Below are 21,696 nucleotides of genomic sequence, written 5' to 3' on the forward strand. Positions count from 1 at the left end.
GCGTTTCTGTGGTCGTGTCAGGCCATGCCGTTGCGTCTCAATGGCCCAAGCGAATCGCCTGCAACAGTGTCGCGCCGGCATCTGCCAGGCATCCGTCGTTACAAATCACCATACTGCCGGACGGCACCGGATACGCCGCAATACGAGCCACACGCGCATCGATGTCGGCTTGCGATTCACGGCCACGCGCAGTGAGACGTTGTGCGATGCATTCGGGACTCGCCGTGATCAACACCGGTTGCAGCGTCGGAAACTTCTCGCACGCGCGATGGAACGCATCACGCGAACCGTTCACCAAAACATTGGCGCCGCGCGCCAGCCAATGCGCGACTTCATTGCCGATACCGTAGTGCAGACCGTGTGCCTGCCACGTCAACGCGAACAACCCGCGCTGGTCACGCGATTGAAATTCCGCTTCGCTCAACGCGACGTGATTTTCGCCGCCAGCGTGCGCTGGCCGGGTGATATACCGATGCGCGCACAGCACGCCGTGGGCGATACCGTGTTCGCGCACCCAGGCCAGCACGCTGTCCTTGCCTGCACCGGAGGGGCCCATCACGTAAAACAGACGCCCGTCGCTCATCCGGCCTGTCCTTGGCCGAAAGCGATGCGCGCAATCGCTTCGAAATCCGTGCCCGGTTTCTTTTCGCAGCAGATCGTCAATGCGTCGATGCGGGCGACGGAACTGACGGCGATCTTTGGCAAGAGGTATTTGCGCAGCGCGTGCTGTTCGTCCTCTGTCGCTGGCGCAGAAAGCGTCATGTGAAACCGAAAGCGGTCCAGCACGTAGGGATAGCCGAACTCCTTGAACAACGCGCGCTCCACTTCATCAAGGCGATCCGCACGACGGTCCCACGCGGCTTTCGATATCGATGCGCGTAACGGGTTGAGATCGCGCACGCAACGCTCGGCCAATGCATGGATGTGCGTTTCATCTGCGCTGGGACGCAATGCGAGAAAGCCACTCAACAAGTCGATGTGTAAAGGTAAATCGAAGGGTGCGAAAGATTGCGCTATGTCCGCAACTTTCTGATGCAACGCTTCGTAATTCGCGTGCTCTGCAAATTCAAACGGTGCGCTGAGCGTCGCATGCCAGCCGTAACGCCGCGCGTCCGCCATCAGTGCCTGAAGGCGGTTCTCCGCGATGCCTGGTATGGATGCGGTGGCGAACCAATCGCGTCCAAACTTGCCCAGAGCATGATCCGGAGCCGGGCAAAAATACACTGCATAGCGCATCAATTGTCTGCCATCAAAACAAGTTGCACCCAATCGCCGGAGAAGCGCGTGATGCCATATTGCACCGGTAAGCCGCGTGTATCGGCGTTGATCGATTGTACGTACAGCACCGGGCGATTGGCCGGTTGCTTCATCAATCGGGACGTATTGGCATCGGGCAGGCGTGCAGAAACACGCGTGTGTTTGCGTTCGTAATCGGTCACGCCAAATTCGTTGAGCGTGCGCGTAACCGACAGCAATCGTCGATACACCGCTGGCAAGCCCGAAAAGCGCGCGGCCGGAAAGTAAGCGGTGCTGTAATCCACGATGTGTCCGTCGGCACGGCTCAAGGTTTCGATGCGATAGGTGTATTCGTGGCGATCCAGGCACAGGGATTGCGCTACCTGGGGTGGCGGAATCTCGCGGGCGTCCTCGAGTATTTCAATGTCCGCCTCGACGTTGAGATTGCGCATGTTCTGCGTGAAGCGCGTGCGGCGGCTGATGGGGTAATCCAGCGTGTGCTCCTGCACGAAGGTGCCGCGGCCCTGTTCCGTGCGCACCAGATTGCGCTGTTCCAGCGCGGCGATGGCTCGTCGCACCGTATGGCGGTTCACGTTGAAGCGCGCGGCCAGTTCCTGCGCGGAAGGCAGCTGTTCGCCCTGGCGTAGCTGGCCCTTGAGGATGTCGGCCGCGAGGATGCCGCTGATCTGGTTCCACAGCGCCACGCCCCGTCCGCGTTCGATCTCGTTCATACCACTTCCTCAGCCTGTCTATTCACCGTCATGGCAGCGGCACGCTGGCCTGCTGAAATGCTTTCCGCCGGATATCTCCATCCGGCCGGGTCTGTCTAGATAACTAGACATTTGTGACAAGCCTAGGAACACACCATGGACACCTCCCCCAACTTGGCGCGCGCGCAGTGGATGTCGCTGCTGGCACAGGCCGATCCGGCCGAACTGATCGCCGCGATGGGCGCCTTCGCACCGCCCGCGGACGCCGCGTGGCTGCGCCCGGCGCAGACCGGCCTATACATGATGCGCGGCCGGGTCGGCGGCACGGGTCCTCAATTCAATTTCGGCGAAATCACCGTGACCCGCTGCAGTGTGCAGGTCGGCGATCATATCGGCCACGCCTGGGTTCGCGGCACGCAGGCGCGCCACGCCGAGCTGGCCGCCTTCGCCGATGCGCTGATGCAGGATCCGGCGCAGGCCTCGCAGGTGCGCTCACAGGTCATCGAACCGCTGCAGCGAGCGCTGGACGAACGGCGCGATGTCGAAAGCCGCAAGGCGGCCGCCAGCAAGGTGGAATTCTTCACCGTGGTGCGAGGCGAATGATGCTGGCCGCCTTTGCCCATCCCGTCTTTGACAGCCAGCGCACGTTTCGCGAATTGCTGCAGGCGATGGCTCGTCCGGCATCGCCGCGTTTGTTGCCCGTGTTGCCACCGTCACCCGCGCCGATTGCGCCCGCTGCGATGGCAGTGGTACTGACACTTTGCGACGCGACGACGTCCGTGTGGTTGCAGCAAGCGGAGGACGATGCGATTCGCCACATACGTTTTCATGCCGGGGTGAAGCTGGCGGAACAACCGCAGGACGCGGATTTCGCGCTGATTACCGATCCCGCTTCGATGCCGCCGTTAGAGGTGTTTGCGCGTGGCGATATGCGTTATCCGGATCGCTCCGCCACGCTGATCGTTCAAGTGCCCGCAATGAACGCCTCCCCTGCAAGCAAGGGAGGGAGTCGGTTCGGCGGTCCTGGGATTCGCAGCACGCAAGCGCTTGTCATCGATGGCTTGCCACATGATTTCTGGCAACAGCGCGCCGCATTGGCAACGCAGCTCCCGCTTGGAATCGACCTGTTTTTCGTCGCTGCGCAACACGTCGTTGCGTTGCCGCGCACGACCCGTTTGCTGGAGAGCTGAATGTACGTTGCCGTGAAAGGCGGCGAGCAGGCGATCGCTCGTTCGCTGGAATTGTTGGCCGAAGCACGCCGTGGCGACACGGCCGTGCCGGAGCTGGAGTTGACGCAGATTCGCCAACAGCTGCGCCTTGGTGTGGCGCGCGTGATGCAAGAGGGTTCGTTGTACGACGAAGAACTTGCCGCGCTCGCGATGCGGCAAGCGGCAGGCGACATGCTGGAAGCGATCTTCCTCTTGCGCGCTTATCGCACGACGTTGCCGCGCTTTGGCTATACGCAGCCGCTGAACACCTCGTCGATGCGCGTACGTCGTCGCGTGTCGGGAACATTCAAGGATATTCCCGGCGGTCAGGTTCTCGGTCCCACCTACGATTACACACAGCGATTGCTCGATTTCGATGCAACGCAGGCAACGACCGTCAAACCCGCCGATGCGCCGCTTCCCGCCAATATGCCGCGCGTGCTCGACCTGCTGGATGCGGAGGCACTGATCGAACGCATCGAACCGGGCAGCGATCCGGAGCCGATCGATCTTACGCGCGAACCGTTGATGTTCCCCGCCGATCGCGCGACGCGTCTGCAAAACCTCGCGCGCGGCGACGAAGGCTTTCTGCTGGGCATGGCGTATTCCACGCAGCGTGGCTACGCCGAAAGTCATCCTTTCGCAGGCGAAATTCGCATGGGCGAGGTGGATGTAGTGGTGTGCCCCGAAGAGTTGGGTTTCGTCATCGAAATCGGTTCGATCACGCTTACCGAGTGCCAGATGATCAATCAGTTTCACGGTGGCAACGGCGTGCCGCCGCAATTTACGCGCGGCTACGGCCTGGCGATGGGCGAAGGCGAGCGCAAGGCAATGTCGATGGCGCTGGTAGATCGCGCCTTGCGTTGCGATGAACTAGCTGAAACGAGTTACGCGCCGGCACAAAATCAGGAATTCGTGTTGTCGCATTCGGACAGCGTCGAAGCCTCCGGTTTCGTGCAGCACTTGAAGCTGCCGCACTACGTCGATTTTCAGGCGGAGTTGTCGTTGCTGCGCATGCTGGCGGCGCATAACAAGAAAGAAGACGCGGACGAGCAACCCGAGAGCGTGGCCGGGGGTGCGCGGTCATGACATCCAGCTACAACTTCGCTTTCCTCGACGAAGACACCAAGCGGATGCTGCGACGCGCGTTGCTGAAAGCGGTCGCCATTCCTGGTTACCAGGTGCCGTTTGGCAGCCGCGAAATGCCTTTGCCTTACGGCTGGGGTACCGGCGGCATCCAGGTCACTGCCGCCTTGCTCGGGCCTGAGGACGTACTGAAAGTCATCGACCAGGGTGCGGACGACACGACGAATGCGGTAAATATCCGCCGTTTTTTTGCGCGAGTCGCCGGTGTCGCGACGACCGAACACACCGTCGATGCCACCTTGATTCAAACGCGTCACCGCATTCCTGAAACATCGTTGCGCGAAGATCAGATTCTTGTGTTCCAGGTGCCCGAGCCCGAACCGCTGCGCACGCTGGAGCCACGGGAAGCCGAGACGCGCACGCTGCACGCTTTGGCCGATTACGGATTGATGCATGTGAAGTTGTACGAAGACATCGCCCAATACGGGCACATTGCCACCAGTTACGACTACCCGGTGCTGGTCGATGGCAGGTACCTCACCTCGCCTTCGCCCATTCCGAAGTTCGATAACCCGAAGATGGACCAGTCGCCCGCACTAATGTTGTTCGGTGCGGGACGCGAAAAGCGTTTGTACGCCATTCCGCCTTATACCAGCGTGGAAAGTCTGGCATTCGAGGATCATCCCTTCGAAATTCAGCGTTGGGAGCATCACTGCGAACTGTGCGGATCTCACGAAAGTTATCTGGACGAAGTGGTGGTCGACGATCGCGGCACGCGCATGTTTGTGTGTTCCGATACCGATTTTTGTTGCGGTCGTCGTGCGGAGGCGAAAGCATGAAGTCACTTCTGTTCGCTGCCTCGCTCCTGCTCGTCGCCCCAGCGAAAGCTGGGTTCCAGCGACTTTCACGGAAAGCCAAAGGTACTGGGTCCCAGCTTTCGCTGGGACGACGGTTCGCTTATTGGCGTGCGGGGAGGTGCGCATGAGCGCCCTGCTTCAGGTTCGCGGCTTGAGCCGCCATTACGGCCATCGCATCGGCTGCGAGGACGTCAGTTTCGATCTGCATCCCGGCGAGCTGTTGTGCATTGTCGGCGAATCCGGCTCGGGTAAGTCGACGTTGCTCAACACGGTCGCAGCGCAAATCGCTCCTACATCGGGCAGCGTGCGCTATTGCCAGAAGAATGGCAGCTGGCTCGATATCGGCATGCTGAATGAAGCGGATCGCCGACGTCTTGCGCGCGAAGAGTGGGGTTTCGTCACGCAAAATCCGCGCGATGGCCTTCGCCTGAATGTCAGCGCTGGTGCGAATGTCGCCGAGCGGCTCATGGCCTTGGGCATGCGCAATTACAGTCAGCTGCGCGGTATCGCACGGAGCTGGCTGGAACGCGTGGAGATCGATCCATCGCGCATTGACGACGCACCGACAAGCTTTTCCGGCGGCATGCAGCAACGCCTGCAGATAGCGCGCACGCTCGTTACGCAACCGCGTTTGGTATTCATGGATGAACCAACGGCGGGTCTGGATGTCTCGGTACAGGCGCGCATTCTGGATTTGTTGCGTCGACTGGTTAACGAATTGGGACTTGCCGCCGTGATGGTCACGCATGATCTTGCCGTCGCGCGCCTGCTCGCCGCACGCACGATAGTCATGCAAGGCGGACGTGTGGTGGAAACAGGACTCACCGATCAGATTCTCGACGATCCCCAGCATCCGTACACGCAGTTGCTCGTTTCTTCGGTGTTGACAACATGACAGCCAACTTGATGCTCGAATTGCGCGACCTTGGCAAGTCGTTTGAACTGCACCATCAGCATGGTGCGCGCCTGAATGTATTGCGTGGCATGAACCTGCGGTTGCACGCGGGCGAATGCGTGGTGTTGTCGGGGCCGTCCGGCGCCGGCAAGAGCACGTTGCTACGCGTGGTTTACGCCAACTATCGTCCGAGCTTTGGCGCCGTGCACGTGCGCCATGCAGAGCGCTGGCTTGATCTGGCCAAGGCAACACCGCATGAAGTGCTGGATGTTCGTCGCCGTACGCTGGGTTACGTCAGTCAGTTTCTGCGCGTGATCCCGCGCGTGCCGGCGCTCGATATCGTCGCCGAACCACTGCTGCAAATGGGCGGCGTCAGCCTGGAGCACGCGCGCGAACGCGCTGGCAACTTATTGCGCCGACTGAATGTTCCGGAGCGTCTATGGCAACTGCCGCCGGGCACGTTCTCCGGCGGCGAGCAGCAGCGGGTGAACATTGCACGCGGGCTTATCATGCCGCGCCCTATTCTTCTGCTGGACGAACCGACCGCTTCGCTCGATGCCGATAATCGTGCCGTGGTCGCCGAACTTCTTTCCGAAGCACGCGCTGCCGGTTCAGCCGTGCTCGGCATTTTTCACGATGAAGACATGCGCGATCGTGTCGCGACGCGTCTGTTCCCGATGCAAGCCCTTGAAGCCGCCTGAGACAACTATGAATGATCTAGCTTTGACCAATGCGCGCATCGTGCTCGACGACGGTATTGTCCACGGTACCCTGATCGCCCGTAACGGCATCATCCGGCTGGTCGAAGAAGGCTCGACGCAAGCACCCGGCGCCATCGATTGCGAAGGCGACTATGTGGTTCCCGGTTTGGTCGAGCTGCATACCGACAACCTCGAAAAACATCTGATGCCGCGCGCGGGTGTGCTTTGGCCGTCGATTCCTGCTGTGTTGACGCACGATGCACAAGTCGTGGCCGCCGGCATTACCACAGTGTTCGATGCACTGTCTGTCGGTGATCTCGAAGAAGACAGCGTGCGCGTCGAAACGCTCAAGAGCACGTATGATGCGATTCTCGAAGGCCAGGCGACCGGTGCGTTGCGTGCGGACCACTGGATTCACCTTCGTTGCGAACTGGCTTATCCGCGATTGATCGAAGCGCTGGAGCCCTTGGTGAACCACCATAGCGTGCGTCTGATGTCGCTGATGGATCACACCCCCGGCCAGCGCCAGTTCCGCGATCTGGCGCAATATCGCAAGTACTACAGCAAGAGCCATATCAGCTGGACGGAAGACGAGTTTGCGGATGTCGTGCAGCGTCGCGCCGAGCAGCAGGCGGCCTATAGCAGCAAGCACGAGAGCATCGTGCTATCGATGGCGCAGGGCCGCGATATCATTCTCGCCAGCCACGACGATACCGATGCGCAGCAGGTCGATCACGCGCGACGCATTGGCGTGACCATTTCCGAATTCCCCACCACGCAAGAGGCGGCCGACGCTGCCCATGCGCGTGGTCTGACGACGGTGATGGGCGCGCCGAATGTTGTGCGCGGCGGCTCGCACTCGGGCAACGTGGCGGCGTTGGATCTTGCACGTACGGATCGCCTGGACATGTTGTCGTCCGACTATGTACCCGCGAGCTTGTTGCATGGTGCCTTCATGTTGCACACGCTGGCAGGTTGGTCGATGCCGCGTGCGATGGCAACGGTAAGCCGCAATCCTGCCAGGGCGCTGGGTTTCGAAGATCGCGGCTCGCTGAAGGCCGGTTTGCGCGCCGATGTCGTGCGTATGCGCGACGTCGGTGGTTTGCCGATTGTGCGCAATGTTTGGGTGAACGGGCAGCGTTCGTTCTGATTGCTTCGCAGCTATGAAAGCCCGTATCGCAATGATTTGCGAACGGGCTTTTTCTTTGCATGACGCATTTGCACTGCAGAGCTTCACCTCTTTTTGAGGCGACTTCCTGTTTACTTTCCCTGCCGAACTATATCTCGACAATGGTTCGATGCCGCGCCGCTCTGACGCCTTTGTCCTTCCCGATGTTGCGTACAGACTCAGTGCTTTACACAAGTACACAATCCTGTGCGCTAAACGTCATCGCTTTTCACTTTTGCTTACATCACGTTGTCATGTGTTGTAGGGACGTCGCATTTTTAGACGTCTAAATGAATAAAACTTCTTTCGCTTGAACGTAGACATTTAAGAAAGTTGACTAATCAACGTCATCTACGTTTCATCGCAGCTCCCTAGCCTGTGTGTCATAGCCGTATCAGGCATCCATGCCGGCCGTGTCCGGTAACACACCCTTGGGGAGATAGACTTGAAGATCAATCCAATCACTTGCGCGGTGCTGGCCGCGCTTGCGGTCACTCGCGTGTCGTACGCCGACGGCACGACGCAACCGGCATCTACGCCAGCTACTCAAACGACTCAAACAAATCAAACGGGTCCGTCGGCACAGCCGGATTCGAATGGTCAGCCGTCATCGACGGGAGCTTCCACGCTCGGTGCGATTACGGTGACGGCACAGCACACGCTCGAAGACATTCAAGATGTGCCGATTACGATCCAGGCGTTTACCGGCACGACGTTGCAGCAGTTGAACATCCAGACGGCCAACGATCTCATCAAGTATCTGCCGAACGTGACGCTTGCTGAGAACGGCCCCGGTCAGGGCAACATCTACATGCGCGGCCTGAGCACGGGCTTCCTGGGCAACCAGTCGAGCGCATCGATTGCTCCGTTCCCGAACGTCGCTGTGTATCTCGACGATCAGTCGATGCAGTTCCCGGCGCGCAACCTCGACATCTACATGGTCGACATGGAACGCCTCGAAGTACTCGAAGGTCCGCAGGGTACGCTGTTCGGCGGCGGTGCCGAAGCGGGCGCAGTCCGCTACATCACCAACAAGCCCAATCTCGACAAGGTCAGCGGCAGCGCCGAAGCCGGCGTCAGCGCTACCGATGGCGGTGGCCCGAACAATTCCACCAATGCGGTGCTGAACTTCCCGATCATTCCCGGCACGCTCGCCGTGCGTGGCGTGATCTACAACGATCATCAGGGTGGCTACATCGACAACGTGCCGAGCACGTTCACGCGTCAGCCCACCGATGGCGGCGGCGCGATGGCGCCTTATGTGGCTGCCGGTGGCACCTCGGTGATCAATAACTATTCCGTCGCCAAGAACGATTGGAATCCGGTCGATTACCAAGGTGCGCGCCTGTCCGCATTGTGGAAGATCAATGACGACTGGAACTTCCTGATCGCCGAGAGCTATCAGAACCTGGACGCGAACGGTCAGTCCTCGACCTACCCGATCGGTGCGGACGGCCAGAAGCTGGGCACCGACCAGATCACCGCGTTCGTGCCGGCGTGGAACGACGATCACTTCACCAACACCGCCTGGACGTTGAACGGCGAAATCGGCGATCTCTCGCTGGTGTACACCGGCGGCTATACCAATCGCCACATCAGCGAACAACAGGATTACACCAACTACTCGCGCAGCGCAGGTGGCATGTATTACCAGTGCACCGGCACCTCGGCCGGCCTTTCCAGCGCCGGTAAACCGACCTGCTATTCGCCGGTCGGCTATTGGAACGACCACGTAAACAGCACGCACCAGAGCCATGAGCTGCGTCTGAGCACGCCGGAAGACTATCGCTTCCGTGTCATCGGCGGCGTGTACTACGAAGATTTCAACATCGACGATCACATGGACTTCAACTACAAGACCATTCCGTCTTGTACCGCGGAGAACCTCGCCAGTGCGCTCGCCGGCGGCAACCCGTGTGTGGCCAACGCAGAGTCTTCGCCGGGCGTCGTCATGCCCGACAACACGGCCTTCGGTGAAGTCGAGCAGCGCGGTTACAAGCAGGAAGCGGCGTTCGGTTCGATGTCCTACGACATCATCCCCGAGGTTCTGACCGCGACCGCCGGCACGCGTTATTACCACTATTCCGAATGGCAGACGGGCACGGAGTTCTACACCACCAGCGCGCAGGTGAACGTTCCCAACGGCACCTATGTGGGCAACGACACGGTGATGAACTACCACCAGACTTATCACGGCTTTAAGAGCCGTGCGAATCTGCTGTGGCACATTTCGCCGAACACGATGGTGTACTACACCTTCTCGCAGGGCTTCCGACCGGGCGGTTTCAACCGCACCTCCTCGGGCGTGGCGAAGCTTGATGGCGAAGCGCAGTATCAGAAGCCGATCAGCTACGCGCCCGATACGCTGACTAACAACGAACTCGGCTTCAAGACCACATTCTTCGACGACCGCGTACTGCTCAACGGCTCACTGTATGACATGCGGTGGGACAACGTGCAGATGCAGTTCTTCAACCCGCTGGTGCTGGGTAACACCACCTTCGCGGTTAACGGACCGAACTACAAAGTGCAAGGTCTGGAACTTCAATTCCAGGCGAAAATCACGGATAACCTGTCGGTCATCAGCTCCGGTTCGCTCAACCACTCCAGGCAGACCAATTCGCCGTGCCTGGTCAACAATATCGCCGGTTCGGCTGGCTTTAACGAGTGCATCGTCGAAACGGGCGCTGCCGGCGCCGTAACGTCGTTCGCCAATCCGTTCGGTGAAGTGGGCAGCGTGCCGGCCTTCTCGCCGCGCTCGCAGGCCAATCTGCGCCTGCGTTATGACTGGACGTTGCTGGGCAACTACAACGCGTTCTGGCAGATCGGCGCCAGCTACACCGGTTCGATGTATAACCAGCCGGCAACCTATCCGAGCGGTGCGGGCGTTACGGACGTCACCACGGTGGAGCTGCGTTACCTGCAGGCTGCCTACACCACTTACGACGCGTCGATCGGCGTGGCCAAGGACAACTGGAACTTCTCGCTCTACGGCACGAACCTTGGCAATAGCCACGCCAGCGTGTTTACGTCCTCGGCCCAGTTCATCGAGTCGCAAGTGCCGATTCATCCGCGTGTGATCGGCCTGAAACTCGGCTTCAAGTTCTAACCTGCTGTCTCCGCAGACAAGCCAGTAGAATTCGGGTGGGCGCAAGCCCACCCTCTTTTTTTAAGGTTGTTGATCATCCATGAATGCCCCGGCAGTCGATTCCGTTCCCGCATCGGTGGAGCAGGAAATCCAGCGCATACGCCAACTGCAAAATGATGGCCAGCACGCGCAGGCCGTGCAGGCAGCGCACGCACTGGCCATCGTCGCACCGGACAATCGCGACGCGCTCTACTTGATGGCACGAAGCCAGCGCTATCTCGGAAGCATCGACGATGCGTTGAAGACTCTTGCGCATCTGGAACAGGGACACTCGAATTTCAGCCGATTGCATGAGGAACGCGGCCACTGCTACGTCGTCATGCGTGATGCGCCGCGCGCGATCGATGCGCTGCTGCGCGCCGTCAACATCAATCCGGCACTTCCCTCGAGCTGGAATTTGCTCGAAGGCCTGTATCGCATGACCGGCGACAGCGCCAATACCGCGACGGCCGCCTCACACGTCGCGACACTTAAGCATCTGGCGCCCGAAGTAGTGAGTGCGACGAGCTTTTTCGCAGATAGCGAGCTTGATCGCGCCGAAAACGTCATTCGCCCTTACTTGCTGAGGGTGGGCAACGACGTCGAAGGTATGCGGCTCCTTGCGCGCATCGGCCTTGCGCGCGATGTACTCGACGATGCGGAAATCTTGCTTGAAGCGGTGTTGAAGATCGCACCGAACTACCACCCTGCACGCTTCGATTACGCCAGCGTGCTGTTCGAACGGCATCAGTACCAGCGTGCGTGCGAGGAAGTGGAGAAGCTGCTCGCCATCGACCCTCGTCATCTCGACTACCGCGTACTGCACGCAAGCACAAAGGTGGGCCTTGGCGAACATGATCTCGCTATCGCGCTCTATCAAGAACTTCTGCGTGAGGCTCCGCAAGCCGCCGATCTGCATCTTTCGCTGGCCCATTCGCTGAAAACGCAGGGGCGGCAGGCCGATGCCATTGACGCGTATCGTGCCGCAATCGTCGCACGCCCGAACTTCGGCGATGCTTACTGGAGTCTTGCGAACCTCAAGACCTATCGCTTCACAGACGACGAAATCGCTCGCATGCGCACCGAGGAAGCATCGCCGGGAACACCCCTCGTCGATCGTTATCACTTGTGTTTCGCCTTGGGCAAAGCGTTTGAAGATCGCAGCGATTACGCCCAGTCATGGCGATATTACGAACAAGGCAATGCGCTCAAGCGTTCCGAAAGCCGCTATCGCCCCGAGATCATGGAAACCAATACGCGCAAGCAGGTCGACGTGTGCACGCGCGAGTTCTTTGTCAATCGCTCGAATGTCGGCGACCCGCGCCCCGATCCGATCTTCATCGTCGGGCTGCCGCGCGCGGGCTCTACGTTGCTCGAGCAGATTCTCGCCTCGCATTCGCTGGTCCAAGGCACGCAGGAACTGGCCGATATTCCGCGCATCGTGGTCGATCTGCAGGGTCGCGATCCGGATCTCGACGAGCCGCGCTATCCCGGTGTGCTGGCCGAGATGAAACCGGAAGATTTTCGCCAGCTCGGCGAAAAATATCTGCGCGACACGCGTATCTATCGCACCGCTAAGCCTTACTTCATCGATAAGATGCCAAACAACTTTCGGCATCTCGGCTTGATCCATCTGATGCTTCCGAATGCGAAGGTCATCGATGCGCGTCGCGAACCGATGGCTTGTTGCTTCAGCAATCTCAAGCAGCTCTTTGCCACCGGCCAAGAATTCACGTACAGCATCGAGGATATCGCGCGTTACTACCGCACGTATCTGGATGTGATGCAGCATTGGGACGAGGTGCTGCCCGGCCGCGTGTTGCGCGTCTATCACGAGGACGTGGTCGACGACCTGGAAGGCAACGTGCGGCGCATTCTCGATTTCTGCGGCTTGCCATTCGAACCGGCCTGTCTGGCGTTCCACAAAACCGAGCGAAGCGTGCGCACCGCAAGTTCCGAGCAGGTACGCCGCCCCATTTTTCGCGACGGTCTGGATCAGTGGACGAAGTTTGAGCCTTACCTTGGGCCGCTCAGAAACATGCTCGGTGATGCGCTGACGCGTTATCGGACCGATGCACCATCGTTGCAAACCTGACATTTTCCGGTTGCTGGAATCTATCTCAAAATCCGGCAGCGCATAGAACCTCACCGTCATTCCCGCTTTCGCGGGAATGACGGTACTGAGGGGCATTGTCGTGCGGGCTGAAAAGCGAATGTCGATTTACGACCGCCCCGTTCGTCGCTCAGAGGGATAGTCTGTCGTTGAGCGCCGCTCAACCATCCTTGCACGCCTCGAACATCTCGCCCGGCAACGCAACAAGGGAGCAAACCGATGAAGAAGAACGCCTTTTTTTTCAGCTGCCTGGTCGCGTCTGGCGCGCTCGGCGTCATGACTTTCGCAACGACCGCGTCGGCTCAGCAGCAGCAGAGCTACCCCAGCATGGCGCCGCTTGCTCAATACCTGATGTCCGATCAGGCAGCGGAAGTTGCATTGGCAAAGAGCGCCGCACCTGCCGCGATTTCCGATCATGCAACGGTGCTTGTCCTCCAGGCGCATGGCTACATCACTGCCGTGAAAGGCACGAATGGATTCGTGTGCGCCGTCGAGCGTGGATGGATGTCCCCTTTCGACGCGCCGCAATTCTGGAATCCAAAACTGCGCGGGCCAATTTGCTTCAATCCGCAAGCCGTCAAATCGATCTTGCCCATTACCTACAAGCGGACGGCGTTGGTATTGAGCGGGCGATCCAAGGATGAAATCAAAAAGGCCATGACGACAGCCTTCGCGACAAAACAAATGCCGCCGCTGCAACCGGGCGCCATGTCGTACATGATGTCCAAGCAAGGCTATCTCGACGACAAATTCGGCCACTGGATGCCACACCTGATGTTTTATACGGCCACCAACGTGGATTGGGGCGCCGATCAGGACGGATCGCCCGTCATGTTGAATCCACAATTCCACGGCCAGCCTGAGCCGGTGAATGTGTTGATGATTCCTGTCGGCAAATGGTCGGATGGCTCGGTCGCGCAAAGCATGTGAGAGCTCGAGGCGTCCGTTCGGAGCGCGCGGCGTGACATTCGGTGTGTACTGGGTTTTATATAAGGCCTTCCAGCCCGCGCACCACTTGGCTTTTTTTGCTCGTCATTCCCGCGCAAGCGGGAATGACGGTGAGGATTTTGCGTGCAGCCGGTTTCGAAGTAGGTTTTAATCGGAGCATACGTAGAACCTTTTGCTAGCAGTCGCGATAAACGAGATCAAAACTCGAGGCCTGCCATGAACGCATCGGAACGCATCGATCAGCTGATCGAACAACTCACCGACTGGCGCGGCAAAACATTCGCTGACCTACGCAAGGCCATCCTCGACGCCGATCCGGCGATCGTCGAGGAATGGAAATACATGGGAAGTCCTGTTTGGAATCGCGACGGCATGATCGCCGTTGCGAACGCACATAAAGAAAAGGTGAAGATCACTTTCTCCCACGGCGCGAACCTTCCGGACCCTGATAAGCTTTTCAATGCGGGCCTCGACGGCAAGGTGTGGCGGGCGATCGATTTTCTCGAAGGCGACAAGGTCAACAAGCGCGCGCTGAAAAATCTCGTACGCGCCGCGATTGAATATAACCAGAGCAAATCGAAAAAGAAGGCGCCAGCGCGCGCGGCTGCGAAAAGTAAAAAGAAATGATTCTCGCATGTGACGATGCAACGTGACACGATCAAGCAGATGACCAGCAAGCGCTCCATGACACAACACCTGCGCGATCTCGCGCGGTTGCGCCGTGTTCGTGATCAGATCGACCGGGACTACGCGCAACCGCTGGATGTCGAAGCACTGGCTCGTCGCGCGCATATGTCGGCCGGACATCTGAGCCGCCAGTTCCGGCTTGCCTATGGCGAATCGCCGTACAGCTATTTGATGACGCGGCGCATCGAGCGTGCGATGGCGCTGCTGCGTCGTGGCGATCTCAGCGTCACCGATGTTTGTTTTGCGGTCGGCTGTTCATCGCTGGGCACCTTCAGCACGCGGTTTACCGAGCTGGTCGGTCTGTCGCCCAGCACCTACCGGCGTGAGCAGGCGCACGCGACGGTAGGAATCCCTTCGTGCGTGGCCAAGCAGGTAACGCGACCGATCAGGAATCAAGAAGCAGCGGCCTCCGAGCCAGAACTAAACTGACGCCATGGACATCACCACCCACTGAGAAAGGTCACCATGGACATCACCATTCACTCCAGCTTCCTCGCGCAGAACGACCCCGACGCCGCTCTGAGCTTCTACCGCGACACCCTCGGTTTCGAGGTGCGCAACGATGTCGGGTACGGCGGAAAGCGCTGGATCACGGTCGGCCCCGCGGGTCAGCCCGGCACGTCGATCGTGCTGTATCCGCCGGAGGCCAGCCCGGGCATCACCGACGACGAACGTCGCACGATTGCCGAGATGATGGCAAAGGGCACTTTCGGCATCATTCTTTTGGCTACCAAAGACCTTGCGGGTACGTTCGAGCGGCTGCAAGCACGCGATGCCGATATCGTGCAGGAACCGACGGACCAACCTTATGGCGTTCGCGACTGCGCTGTTCGCGATCCCGCAGGCAACATGATCCGCATCCAACAGCTGCGCTGAGTCGGTTCATTGTCTGCGCAATCGGCCGACCGACGAATCAGTGCGCTCGGTGCCTCAACTCCTTTTGTCTTGCGCAGCGTTTAACGCTGCGCGAAAAAACCTGACTATTTCCGAATCGAAAAGCTTATGGAATGCCGCTCGATCGAAGCCCGTGGGATCGACGCAGATCGACGGAACGATCGCAGCGAGATGAGAGCTGCACGGCGGTAGAAAATCGTAGTGGCCCGCGCCGGACACGAGGTGATATTCGGGTGACGTTGGCAACGCGTTGCGCACAACGTCTTCGAACCAAGGTTTCGGCTGGTGTTGATCGTTCGCCGCACCCCACAGCTGTACAGGAATGCGTACGTTTGCAAGACCCGCTTTGTCGAAAGCAAAACCGAAAGCCGGAGCAGCCACCACGATGGCTTTTATTCGAGGATCGGCGATCCATGCATGAGGCGGCACATCGTTGAACACCGTCGCCGAAGAAACGCCGCCGCTCTTCAGTGCCTGACACAAATCATGAGTCGGATTGGCGCGGCAATAAGCGTCGGTCTTGCCAAGATCAGGTACGCCTCCGGCCGCAACCAGCACTGTGAATCCGCCGTTGGAAAAACCGAATGCGCCAATTTTTTGTGGATCCAACCGCTCGTGTTCCGACCATGATTGAAGCATGTACGTAATAACGCGCTGGAGCTGCGCGGGACGCCGCCACAGTTTGAGCACCTGGCTCTGATCAGCGCCACTGTCTCCGCGATGACTGACTGCCGCCACGACAAAACCGGCGCGCGCAAGCGCAACGGCCGTATCGTAGTGGCTCACGAATGTCCCTCCCCCGCCATGGGATATGACGATAAGCGGAAGGTTGCGTCCATTCACCGGCGCACCCGACGCAGCGATACCTTGTTCGAACGGCTCCGTGCCACCGCTAACGACAGGGGCATTGGTGGGATACCAGACGCCAAGGTCCAGAGCCGGCTCGTTTCCGTTAGGGATTTCCAGCTTCTGAAATCCCGCGTTCCATGTGTGTTGATGGGCGTCTGCGCGGGTCTGGACAGACAGCAGCACCGCAAAAATCATGACTACTCGAAGCAGGTATCGATGCCTGGACATTGGCGGGCGCCTCGCTCTTTTCCCGAATGAAGGGTGACTATGCCACTGCGCGGACTTTCCAGGTAACGAATTGGTTTTATGGGAAGCCAATGGGATTGGATGTTTGCTATAGAGACAAAGCGGATACCATCGGGAGCAAGCCGCGTGTCGCCACGACAAGATGCCATCAGTCTTGATCCCCGTCAGGTATGCGCGGTGTTAAGTTGCAGAATCATTCAATCGCTCGCCGGAGTTCTTCATCATGTCTCGTGTCCCTGCTGTTGCCACGCGTCGCAAATTTTCGCGCCTCGCCCTGACCATTGCGATGGCCCTCGCGGCCGGGGGCGCGGCAGCGCAGCAAACGCGTACGGATAGCGTGCCGCCGCCGCAGGACATGCCTTATCCCGGCACCGTGTCGCTTCATGTCGATGCCAGCGATACGACACAGGGTATCTTTCGCGCCCACGAAACGATTCCGGTAAAGGCTGGCGCGCTCACATTGCTGTACCCGCAGTGGATTCCAGGCGACCACTCGCCGACCGGCCCGATCAGCATGCTTGCGGGCCTGCAAATCAGCGCCAACGGCAAACCCCTCACGTGGAAGCGCGACGAGTACAACGTGTATGCGTTCCATCTCGACGTGCCCGACGGTGTGTCCAGCATCGATGTGTCGCTGCAGTATCTGTCTGGGCGCACCGACAACGAAGGATTCGAAATCACCGATCGCATGATGGATATGGAGTGGAGCAAGATGGTGCTCTATCCGGCCGGTTATTTTTCGCGCGGCATCACCTTCTCGCCCAGCGTGACGTTGGCGCACGGTTGGCAGCTCGGCACCGCGCTGGAGACTGCCTCGCAGTCGGGAGACACCGTCACGTTCAAGCCGGTGACGCTCAATAACCTGGTCGATTCCCCGATTTACGCAGGCCTGTATTTCAAGCGTGTCGATCTGAATCCGGGCGGCGACGCGCCGGTGCATCTGGATATTGTCGCGGACGCACCGAAATATCTGGAGATGACACCGGAGCAGCTGAAGGTGCATCGCGCACTTGTGACGCAGGCGGTGAAGCTGTTCGGCTCGCATCACTACGACCACTACGATTTCCTGTTCTCGCTCTCGGATCAATTGAGCGGCAACGGCACGGAACATCATCAGTCCAGCGAGAATGGTCTGGGCGCCGACTACTTCACGGCATGGAGCGAGGCTGCGCCGGACCGCGATTTGTTGGCGCACGAATACACCCATTCCTGGAACGGCAAATTCCGCCGGCCGGCCGATTTATGGACACCCAACTTCAATGTGCCGATGGGCGATTCGCTGCTGTGGGTATATGAGGGGCAGACGCAATACTGGGGCTTCATCCTGACCGCACGCTCCGGGATGTGGACGCAGCAGCAATTCCGCGACGCCGTCGCGATGGATGTGGCCAACTATGAGCGCAACCGCGAAGGCTTCCAGTGGCGTACGCTCGAAGACACCACCAATGACGCAACCGCCGCGCGCCGTTCAAGCTTGCCGTATCGCAGCTGGCAGATGAGCGAGGATTACTACAGCGGCGGCCAGATGATGTGGTTCGCGGTAGACGCCAAAATTCGCTCGCTCACGCACGACAGTAAGTCGCTGGACGATTTCGCGCATGTATTCTTCGGCGTCGACAACGGCAGCTATGTCACCAAGACGTACACGTTCGACGACGTGGTCGCAGCACTGAACGGCGTCGCCCCGTACGACTGGGCGAGCTTCCTTCACGCACACGTCGACGAACTCAATCCGCCATTCGCGAGCGACTTCGCGGCGACCGGCTGGAAACTCGTTTATACCGATAAGGAAAGCGAATACGAGAAGCAGTACAACGAGCGCCCACAATCGTCCCGTCACTTGTACAACTTTGCATGGTCGATCGGCCTGACGATGACGGACAAGGGTGAAGTCAACGATGTGCGCTGGAACGGACCGGCGTTCAAGGCGGGTGTCAGCACCGGTGCCACGGTCGTTGCAGTGAACGGTCAGGATTATTCGAACGATACGCTGAAGAGCGCGATTACTGCAGCCAAGGGCAGCAGCGCGCCGATTCAATTGCTGCTGAAGTATCAAGGCGGGTATCGCACCGTGTCGGTGGATTATCACGACGGCCTGCAGTACCCGCACCTCGTGCGTGTCGAAGGAACACCGGACTACTTGAGCGAGATCGGCGCGCCGCGGAAATAAGCGGTGTCAAAGTTATGCATGACCTGTCCGCTTTTGACTGCGAAAGCGGACATCGCGGTGCGACGACACCCGAACGGTTTCATGACGAGTGACTTTGCTTTGGTGCAAAATCTTCAAATATTTAGCCGGATTTGCCGTCATCTCCCCGTCAGTTCTTGCGGTATCGGAATAAAGCGCGTTGGCCCCGCTAAGCGATCGATTTGAGTAAGATTACCTTCGAAGTAGTCAGGGGTAAGGTGCATGGGCTCTACAGGGGAGCACATTTCATTCGAACGTGCATTGGTCGTCGAGGATGACGAGCCCACGCAGCGGCGTCTCGTTCAACTTTTGCTTGAGTTGGTGGGTTCGATCGACGACATCACGGTGGCGGCCAGTGTTGCACAAGCCAAAGCCAGCCTCCCGGAGTTCAACCCTCGCATTGCGCTCGTCGATATCGGGCTTCCCGATGGCAATGGACTCGAACTCATCCATTGGATCGAGCAGCGGCATCCCGACACGATCACCGTGGCCATCTCGGCGTGGGGTCATGAAGAAGTGGTGTTGGCGGCGCTTCGATCCGGAGCCGTCGGGTATCTGCTGAAAGAGCGCGACGATGCGGAGCTTCGTGCCGCGTTGCAAAGCATTCGGCGCGGTGGTGCATTGATCGATCCGCTTATCGCGCGCCGTATCCTCGCCTTTGTTTCGCTCACGTCAACGCAGCATCCGGCAGCCTCGGGGGCTACCGCCGAATCACCAGCCAGGATCGACGCCTCGCTATCGGAGCGCGAATCGGAAATTCTGCAATTCGTCGCGCGTGGTTTCAGCAATCGCGAGATCGCCGAACTCACGGCGCTCTCGCGTTTCACCATCGAGGGTTACACCAAGAGCATCTACCGCAAGCTGGCCGTCAACTCGCGCACAGCGGCGGTATTCGAAGCCAAAGCCTTAGGGCTGCTGCGTTAGTGCGGCGCATCGTCTTCCTGTTGTTCGCATGCCTGTTGTTTTGCTCAGGGCTTGATGCGCTGTACGCGCAGACTACGTCATCTGCGACTACGCAGATTACACGGGCCGAAGCGGCGCCAGCGGACTGGTCGTCGCAATCCCCGCCCACCGAAGGCTGGGTTCCCGTCAAGCTGATGGATCTTTGGAATACGCGCTGGCCACAGCATGATGGTGTGGTGTGGTATCGCCTGCGGTGGCATCAGTCCAGTGCGGATCAACCCGTGGGATTGCTGCTCGATTACGTGTGTCTTGCCGATGTCGTCTATGTCAATGGCAGCCAGGTCTATCGCGATGCTCATGTGGTGGAGCCGCTGTCGCGGACATGGATCAAGCCGCAATATTTCCTGCTCGACAAACCCCTGCTGCATGACGGCGACAACGTCGTGCTGGTGCGCGTGTCCGGCTTGGCCCGCTACCAGCCGGGTTTGGGCATCGTAGCGGTAGGCGATCCTGCAGCAGTGCAAGCGCGCTACCAGCGCGGTGTGTGGTCACGTTACGACCTGCAGCTGTTTGACCAGATCGTCACGCTGGTGTTCTGTGGTCTGTTTTTCATTATCTGGCTGATGCGCCGCTCCGATAGCAGCTACGGCTGGTATGCGTTGAGTACGCTGCTTTCGTTCGCCTACGGCATCAATTTCATCGCTGACAACATCTGGCCCTTCCACAGCACGGATGGCTGGGAAGCATTCAATGCTTTTGCCTACGTGGCCGCATCTTCCAGCTTTGTCCTGTTTCTATTGCGCTACTGCGAGCGTCGTTGGCCGCGCTTTGAACGCGTACTGTTTGTCATCAACCTGACATCGCTGGTCCTTGCGTTCCTCGCACCGGGCGCAAGCGGACAGTACCGCGGCATCTGGTTCGCCGTGGGTGGTGCGAGCTATTACTGTGCCATCTTCGTATTTACCTGGTTCGCCGTGCGCGGCAAGCGCACGGATCATCGCGTGTTGGCGGCGTGCCTGATGATTCCGCTGGTGGTTTCGGTGTACGATTTTCTGCTGTTCTACGGCGTGATCAGTGGCGACATGTATCTGTTGGCCATTACATCGCCGCTGACCATTATCGGCATGGGTTTCGCGCTGGCTTACCGTTTTGCCGCAGCGATGAAGCGGGCGGAAAGCTTCAACGTCGAACTCAAGCACGAAGTCGATGCAGCTACGTGGCAGCTGGGCGAAACGCTGGAGCGCGAACATGCGCTGGCCTTGAACAACACGCGCATCGGCGAACGCCTGAACCTGGTGCGCGATCTGCATGATGGTTTCGGTGGCAGTCTTTTGGGTGCGATTGCGACACTGGAAAATCAGCATCAGCCACCCGACGCCACGCGCGTCGTCGCAACGCTGAAGGAACTGCGCGACGACCTGCGCCTGATCATCGATACGACCACGCATGAGCAGGACTCCGATCTCGCCGGTCTGCTTGCACCGTTGCGTCACCGCTGGAGCCAACGCCTGGATGCCACGGGCATCGATCTGCATTGGCAACAGGAAGGTTTAGACAATCTGCATCTGGGACCCGCGCGGAGTCTGGATCTGCTACGCGTGCTGCAAGAGGCACTGACTAACGTACTCAAGCACAGCAGTGCATCGCGGGTAGATGTCGCTCTCCAGCATCGCCATCCGGAGCTGCGCGCCAGCATCCGGGACGATGGACACGGCTTCGATACCAGCCTGCACGGCAGCGGTGCCGGTATGGCCAGCCTACGTAATCGCGCCACCCGTCTGGGTGGCCAATTCGTGGTTGAAACCGCACCGGGCCAAGGCACCGCCTTGTATCTACATCTCCCCCTGATCTTGGATCCTCATACCTCCTGACTTCGGGTT

General features: G+C 59.2%; 20 protein-coding genes. 16 read left to right on the forward strand and 4 right to left on the reverse strand.

From position 1 onward, the window contains the following. Positions 1-37 precede the first annotated feature (37 nt). The 3 genes from phnN to phnF are packed head-to-tail and all read right to left on the reverse strand — an operon-like array spanning position 38 to position 1,967. Entirely contained in the window at positions 38-583 is a 546-nt protein-coding gene (gene phnN, locus VK725_RS08195; protein ID WP_325317572.1) for a phosphonate metabolism protein/1,5-bisphosphokinase (PRPP-forming) PhnN, read from the reverse strand. Next, on the reverse strand, positions 580-1,236 hold the full coding sequence (locus tag VK725_RS08200) for a DUF1045 domain-containing protein (protein ID WP_325317573.1): 657 nt from the start codon (positions 1,234-1,236) through the stop codon (positions 580-582). Before VK725_RS08200 ends, phnN begins: the two co-directional genes overlap by 4 nt. Next, positions 1,236-1,967: a phosphonate metabolism transcriptional regulator PhnF gene (phnF, locus tag VK725_RS08205; RefSeq protein ID WP_325317574.1), complete on the reverse strand. Its 732-nt coding sequence runs from the start codon at positions 1,965-1,967 to the stop codon at positions 1,236-1,238. Before phnF ends, VK725_RS08200 begins: the two co-directional genes overlap by 1 nt. Positions 1,968-2,102: 135 nt before the next feature. On the opposite strand from phnF, the gene phnG reads away from it, so the two are divergent. From phnG to VK725_RS08270, 13 genes are all read left to right on the forward strand, one after another. Beyond that, positions 2,103-2,549 (forward strand): phosphonate C-P lyase system protein PhnG, encoded by a 447-nt coding sequence (phnG, locus tag VK725_RS08210; protein WP_325317575.1) that lies wholly within the window; start codon positions 2,103-2,105, stop codon positions 2,547-2,549. Continuing rightward, a complete protein-coding gene (phnH, locus tag VK725_RS08215) occupies positions 2,546-3,136 on the forward strand; it encodes a phosphonate C-P lyase system protein PhnH (RefSeq protein WP_325317576.1) in 591 nt (196 codons plus the stop codon). Before phnG ends, phnH begins: the two co-directional genes overlap by 4 nt. After that, complete coding sequence (locus VK725_RS08220) at positions 3,137-4,243, forward strand: carbon-phosphorus lyase complex subunit PhnI (protein WP_325317577.1); 1,107 nt, start codon at positions 3,137-3,139, stop codon at positions 4,241-4,243. Beyond that, positions 4,240-5,079, forward strand: a complete 840-nt coding sequence (locus tag VK725_RS08225; protein WP_325317578.1) for an alpha-D-ribose 1-methylphosphonate 5-phosphate C-P-lyase PhnJ — start codon at positions 4,240-4,242, stop codon at positions 5,077-5,079. The genes VK725_RS08220 and VK725_RS08225 overlap by 4 nt, the downstream gene beginning before the upstream one ends. A 142-nt stretch (positions 5,080-5,221) precedes the next feature. Continuing rightward, positions 5,222-5,992: a phosphonate C-P lyase system protein PhnK gene (gene phnK / locus VK725_RS08230; protein ID WP_325317579.1), complete on the forward strand. Its 771-nt coding sequence runs from the start codon at positions 5,222-5,224 to the stop codon at positions 5,990-5,992. Next, positions 5,989-6,693 (forward strand): phosphonate C-P lyase system protein PhnL, encoded by a 705-nt coding sequence (phnL, locus tag VK725_RS08235; protein ID WP_325317580.1) that lies wholly within the window; start codon positions 5,989-5,991, stop codon positions 6,691-6,693. The genes phnK and phnL overlap by 4 nt, the downstream gene beginning before the upstream one ends. Positions 6,694-6,700: 7 nt before the next feature. After that, on the forward strand, positions 6,701-7,843 hold the full coding sequence (locus VK725_RS08240; RefSeq protein ID WP_325317581.1) for an alpha-D-ribose 1-methylphosphonate 5-triphosphate diphosphatase: 1,143 nt from the start codon (positions 6,701-6,703) through the stop codon (positions 7,841-7,843). Between the two features lie 463 nt (positions 7,844-8,306). Then, positions 8,307-10,970, forward strand: coding sequence for a TonB-dependent receptor (locus tag VK725_RS08245; RefSeq protein WP_325317582.1), 2,664 nt, complete (start codon positions 8,307-8,309; stop codon positions 10,968-10,970). A gap of 79 nt (positions 10,971-11,049) precedes the next feature. After that, entirely contained in the window at positions 11,050-13,083 is a 2,034-nt protein-coding gene (locus VK725_RS08250) for a tetratricopeptide repeat-containing sulfotransferase family protein (RefSeq protein WP_325317583.1), read from the forward strand. 237 nt (positions 13,084-13,320) lie between these two features. Then, a complete protein-coding gene (locus VK725_RS08255; RefSeq protein WP_325317584.1) occupies positions 13,321-14,031 on the forward strand; it encodes a hypothetical protein in 711 nt (236 codons plus the stop codon). A gap of 234 nt (positions 14,032-14,265) precedes the next feature. Next, positions 14,266-14,676, forward strand: coding sequence for a DUF1801 domain-containing protein (locus VK725_RS08260; protein ID WP_325317585.1), 411 nt, complete (start codon positions 14,266-14,268; stop codon positions 14,674-14,676). Positions 14,677-14,691: 15 nt separating this feature from the next. Further along, complete coding sequence (locus VK725_RS08265; RefSeq protein ID WP_325317586.1) at positions 14,692-15,165, forward strand: helix-turn-helix transcriptional regulator; 474 nt, start codon at positions 14,692-14,694, stop codon at positions 15,163-15,165. A 36-nt stretch (positions 15,166-15,201) separates the two neighbouring features. Continuing rightward, positions 15,202-15,612, forward strand: coding sequence for a VOC family protein (locus VK725_RS08270; protein ID WP_325317587.1), 411 nt, complete (start codon positions 15,202-15,204; stop codon positions 15,610-15,612). Between the two features lie 54 nt (positions 15,613-15,666). Here the strand turns inward: VK725_RS08270 and VK725_RS08275 are convergent, their stop codons facing one another. After that, positions 15,667-16,707, reverse strand: coding sequence for an alpha/beta hydrolase family protein (locus VK725_RS08275; protein WP_325317588.1), 1,041 nt, complete (start codon positions 16,705-16,707; stop codon positions 15,667-15,669). 241 nt (positions 16,708-16,948) lie between these two features. On the opposite strand from VK725_RS08275, the gene VK725_RS08280 reads away from it, so the two are divergent. The 3 genes from VK725_RS08280 (at position 16,949) to VK725_RS08290 (ending at position 21,687) form a co-directional block, all read left to right on the forward strand. Then, positions 16,949-18,895 (forward strand): peptidase M61, encoded by a 1,947-nt coding sequence (locus tag VK725_RS08280; protein WP_325317589.1) that lies wholly within the window; start codon positions 16,949-16,951, stop codon positions 18,893-18,895. 240 nt (positions 18,896-19,135) lie between these two features. Then, a complete protein-coding gene (locus tag VK725_RS08285; RefSeq protein ID WP_325317590.1) occupies positions 19,136-19,837 on the forward strand; it encodes a response regulator transcription factor in 702 nt (233 codons plus the stop codon). Continuing rightward, the gene (locus VK725_RS08290) at positions 19,837-21,687 is read left to right on the forward strand and encodes a sensor histidine kinase (RefSeq protein ID WP_325317591.1); all 1,851 of its coding nucleotides are present in this window, start codon (positions 19,837-19,839) and stop codon (positions 21,685-21,687) included. The genes VK725_RS08285 and VK725_RS08290 overlap by 1 nt, the downstream gene beginning before the upstream one ends. The last annotated feature ends 9 nt before the right edge of the window (positions 21,688-21,696 follow it).

The sequence above is a fragment of the Dyella sp. genome (assembly GCF_035486915.1).
Taxonomy (GTDB): domain Bacteria; phylum Pseudomonadota; class Gammaproteobacteria; order Xanthomonadales; family Rhodanobacteraceae; genus Dyella_B.

Excerpts from the sequence above, each read along its gene's own strand:
- phnF (WP_325317574.1), bottom strand. The coding sequence starts at position 1,967 with ATGAACGAGATCGAACGCGGACGGGGCGTGGCGCTGTGGAACCAGATC.
- phnN (WP_325317572.1), bottom strand. The coding sequence starts at position 583 with ATGAGCGACGGGCGTCTGTTTTACGTGATGGGCCCCTCCGGTGCAGGC.
- VK725_RS08225 (WP_325317578.1), top strand. The coding sequence starts at position 4,240 with ATGACATCCAGCTACAACTTCGCTTTCCTCGACGAAGACACCAAGCGG.
- VK725_RS08270 (WP_325317587.1), top strand. The coding sequence starts at position 15,202 with ATGGACATCACCATTCACTCCAGCTTCCTCGCGCAGAACGACCCCGAC.
- VK725_RS08265 (WP_325317586.1), top strand. The coding sequence starts at position 14,692 with ATGCAACGTGACACGATCAAGCAGATGACCAGCAAGCGCTCCATGACA.
- VK725_RS08280 (WP_325317589.1), top strand. The coding sequence starts at position 16,949 with ATGTCTCGTGTCCCTGCTGTTGCCACGCGTCGCAAATTTTCGCGCCTC.
- VK725_RS08240 (WP_325317581.1), top strand. The coding sequence starts at position 6,701 with ATGAATGATCTAGCTTTGACCAATGCGCGCATCGTGCTCGACGACGGT.
- VK725_RS08260 (WP_325317585.1), top strand. The coding sequence starts at position 14,266 with ATGAACGCATCGGAACGCATCGATCAGCTGATCGAACAACTCACCGAC.
- phnG (WP_325317575.1), top strand. The coding sequence starts at position 2,103 with ATGGACACCTCCCCCAACTTGGCGCGCGCGCAGTGGATGTCGCTGCTG.
- phnK (WP_325317579.1), top strand. The coding sequence starts at position 5,222 with ATGAGCGCCCTGCTTCAGGTTCGCGGCTTGAGCCGCCATTACGGCCAT.
- VK725_RS08200 (WP_325317573.1), bottom strand. The coding sequence starts at position 1,236 with ATGCGCTATGCAGTGTATTTTTGCCCGGCTCCGGATCATGCTCTGGGC.
- VK725_RS08275 (WP_325317588.1), bottom strand. The coding sequence starts at position 16,707 with ATGTCCAGGCATCGATACCTGCTTCGAGTAGTCATGATTTTTGCGGTG.
- VK725_RS08285 (WP_325317590.1), top strand. The coding sequence starts at position 19,136 with ATGGGCTCTACAGGGGAGCACATTTCATTCGAACGTGCATTGGTCGTC.
- VK725_RS08255 (WP_325317584.1), top strand. The coding sequence starts at position 13,321 with ATGAAGAAGAACGCCTTTTTTTTCAGCTGCCTGGTCGCGTCTGGCGCG.
- VK725_RS08220 (WP_325317577.1), top strand. The coding sequence starts at position 3,137 with ATGTACGTTGCCGTGAAAGGCGGCGAGCAGGCGATCGCTCGTTCGCTG.
- phnH (WP_325317576.1), top strand. The coding sequence starts at position 2,546 with ATGATGCTGGCCGCCTTTGCCCATCCCGTCTTTGACAGCCAGCGCACG.
- phnL (WP_325317580.1), top strand. The coding sequence starts at position 5,989 with ATGACAGCCAACTTGATGCTCGAATTGCGCGACCTTGGCAAGTCGTTT.
- VK725_RS08250 (WP_325317583.1), top strand. The coding sequence starts at position 11,050 with ATGAATGCCCCGGCAGTCGATTCCGTTCCCGCATCGGTGGAGCAGGAA.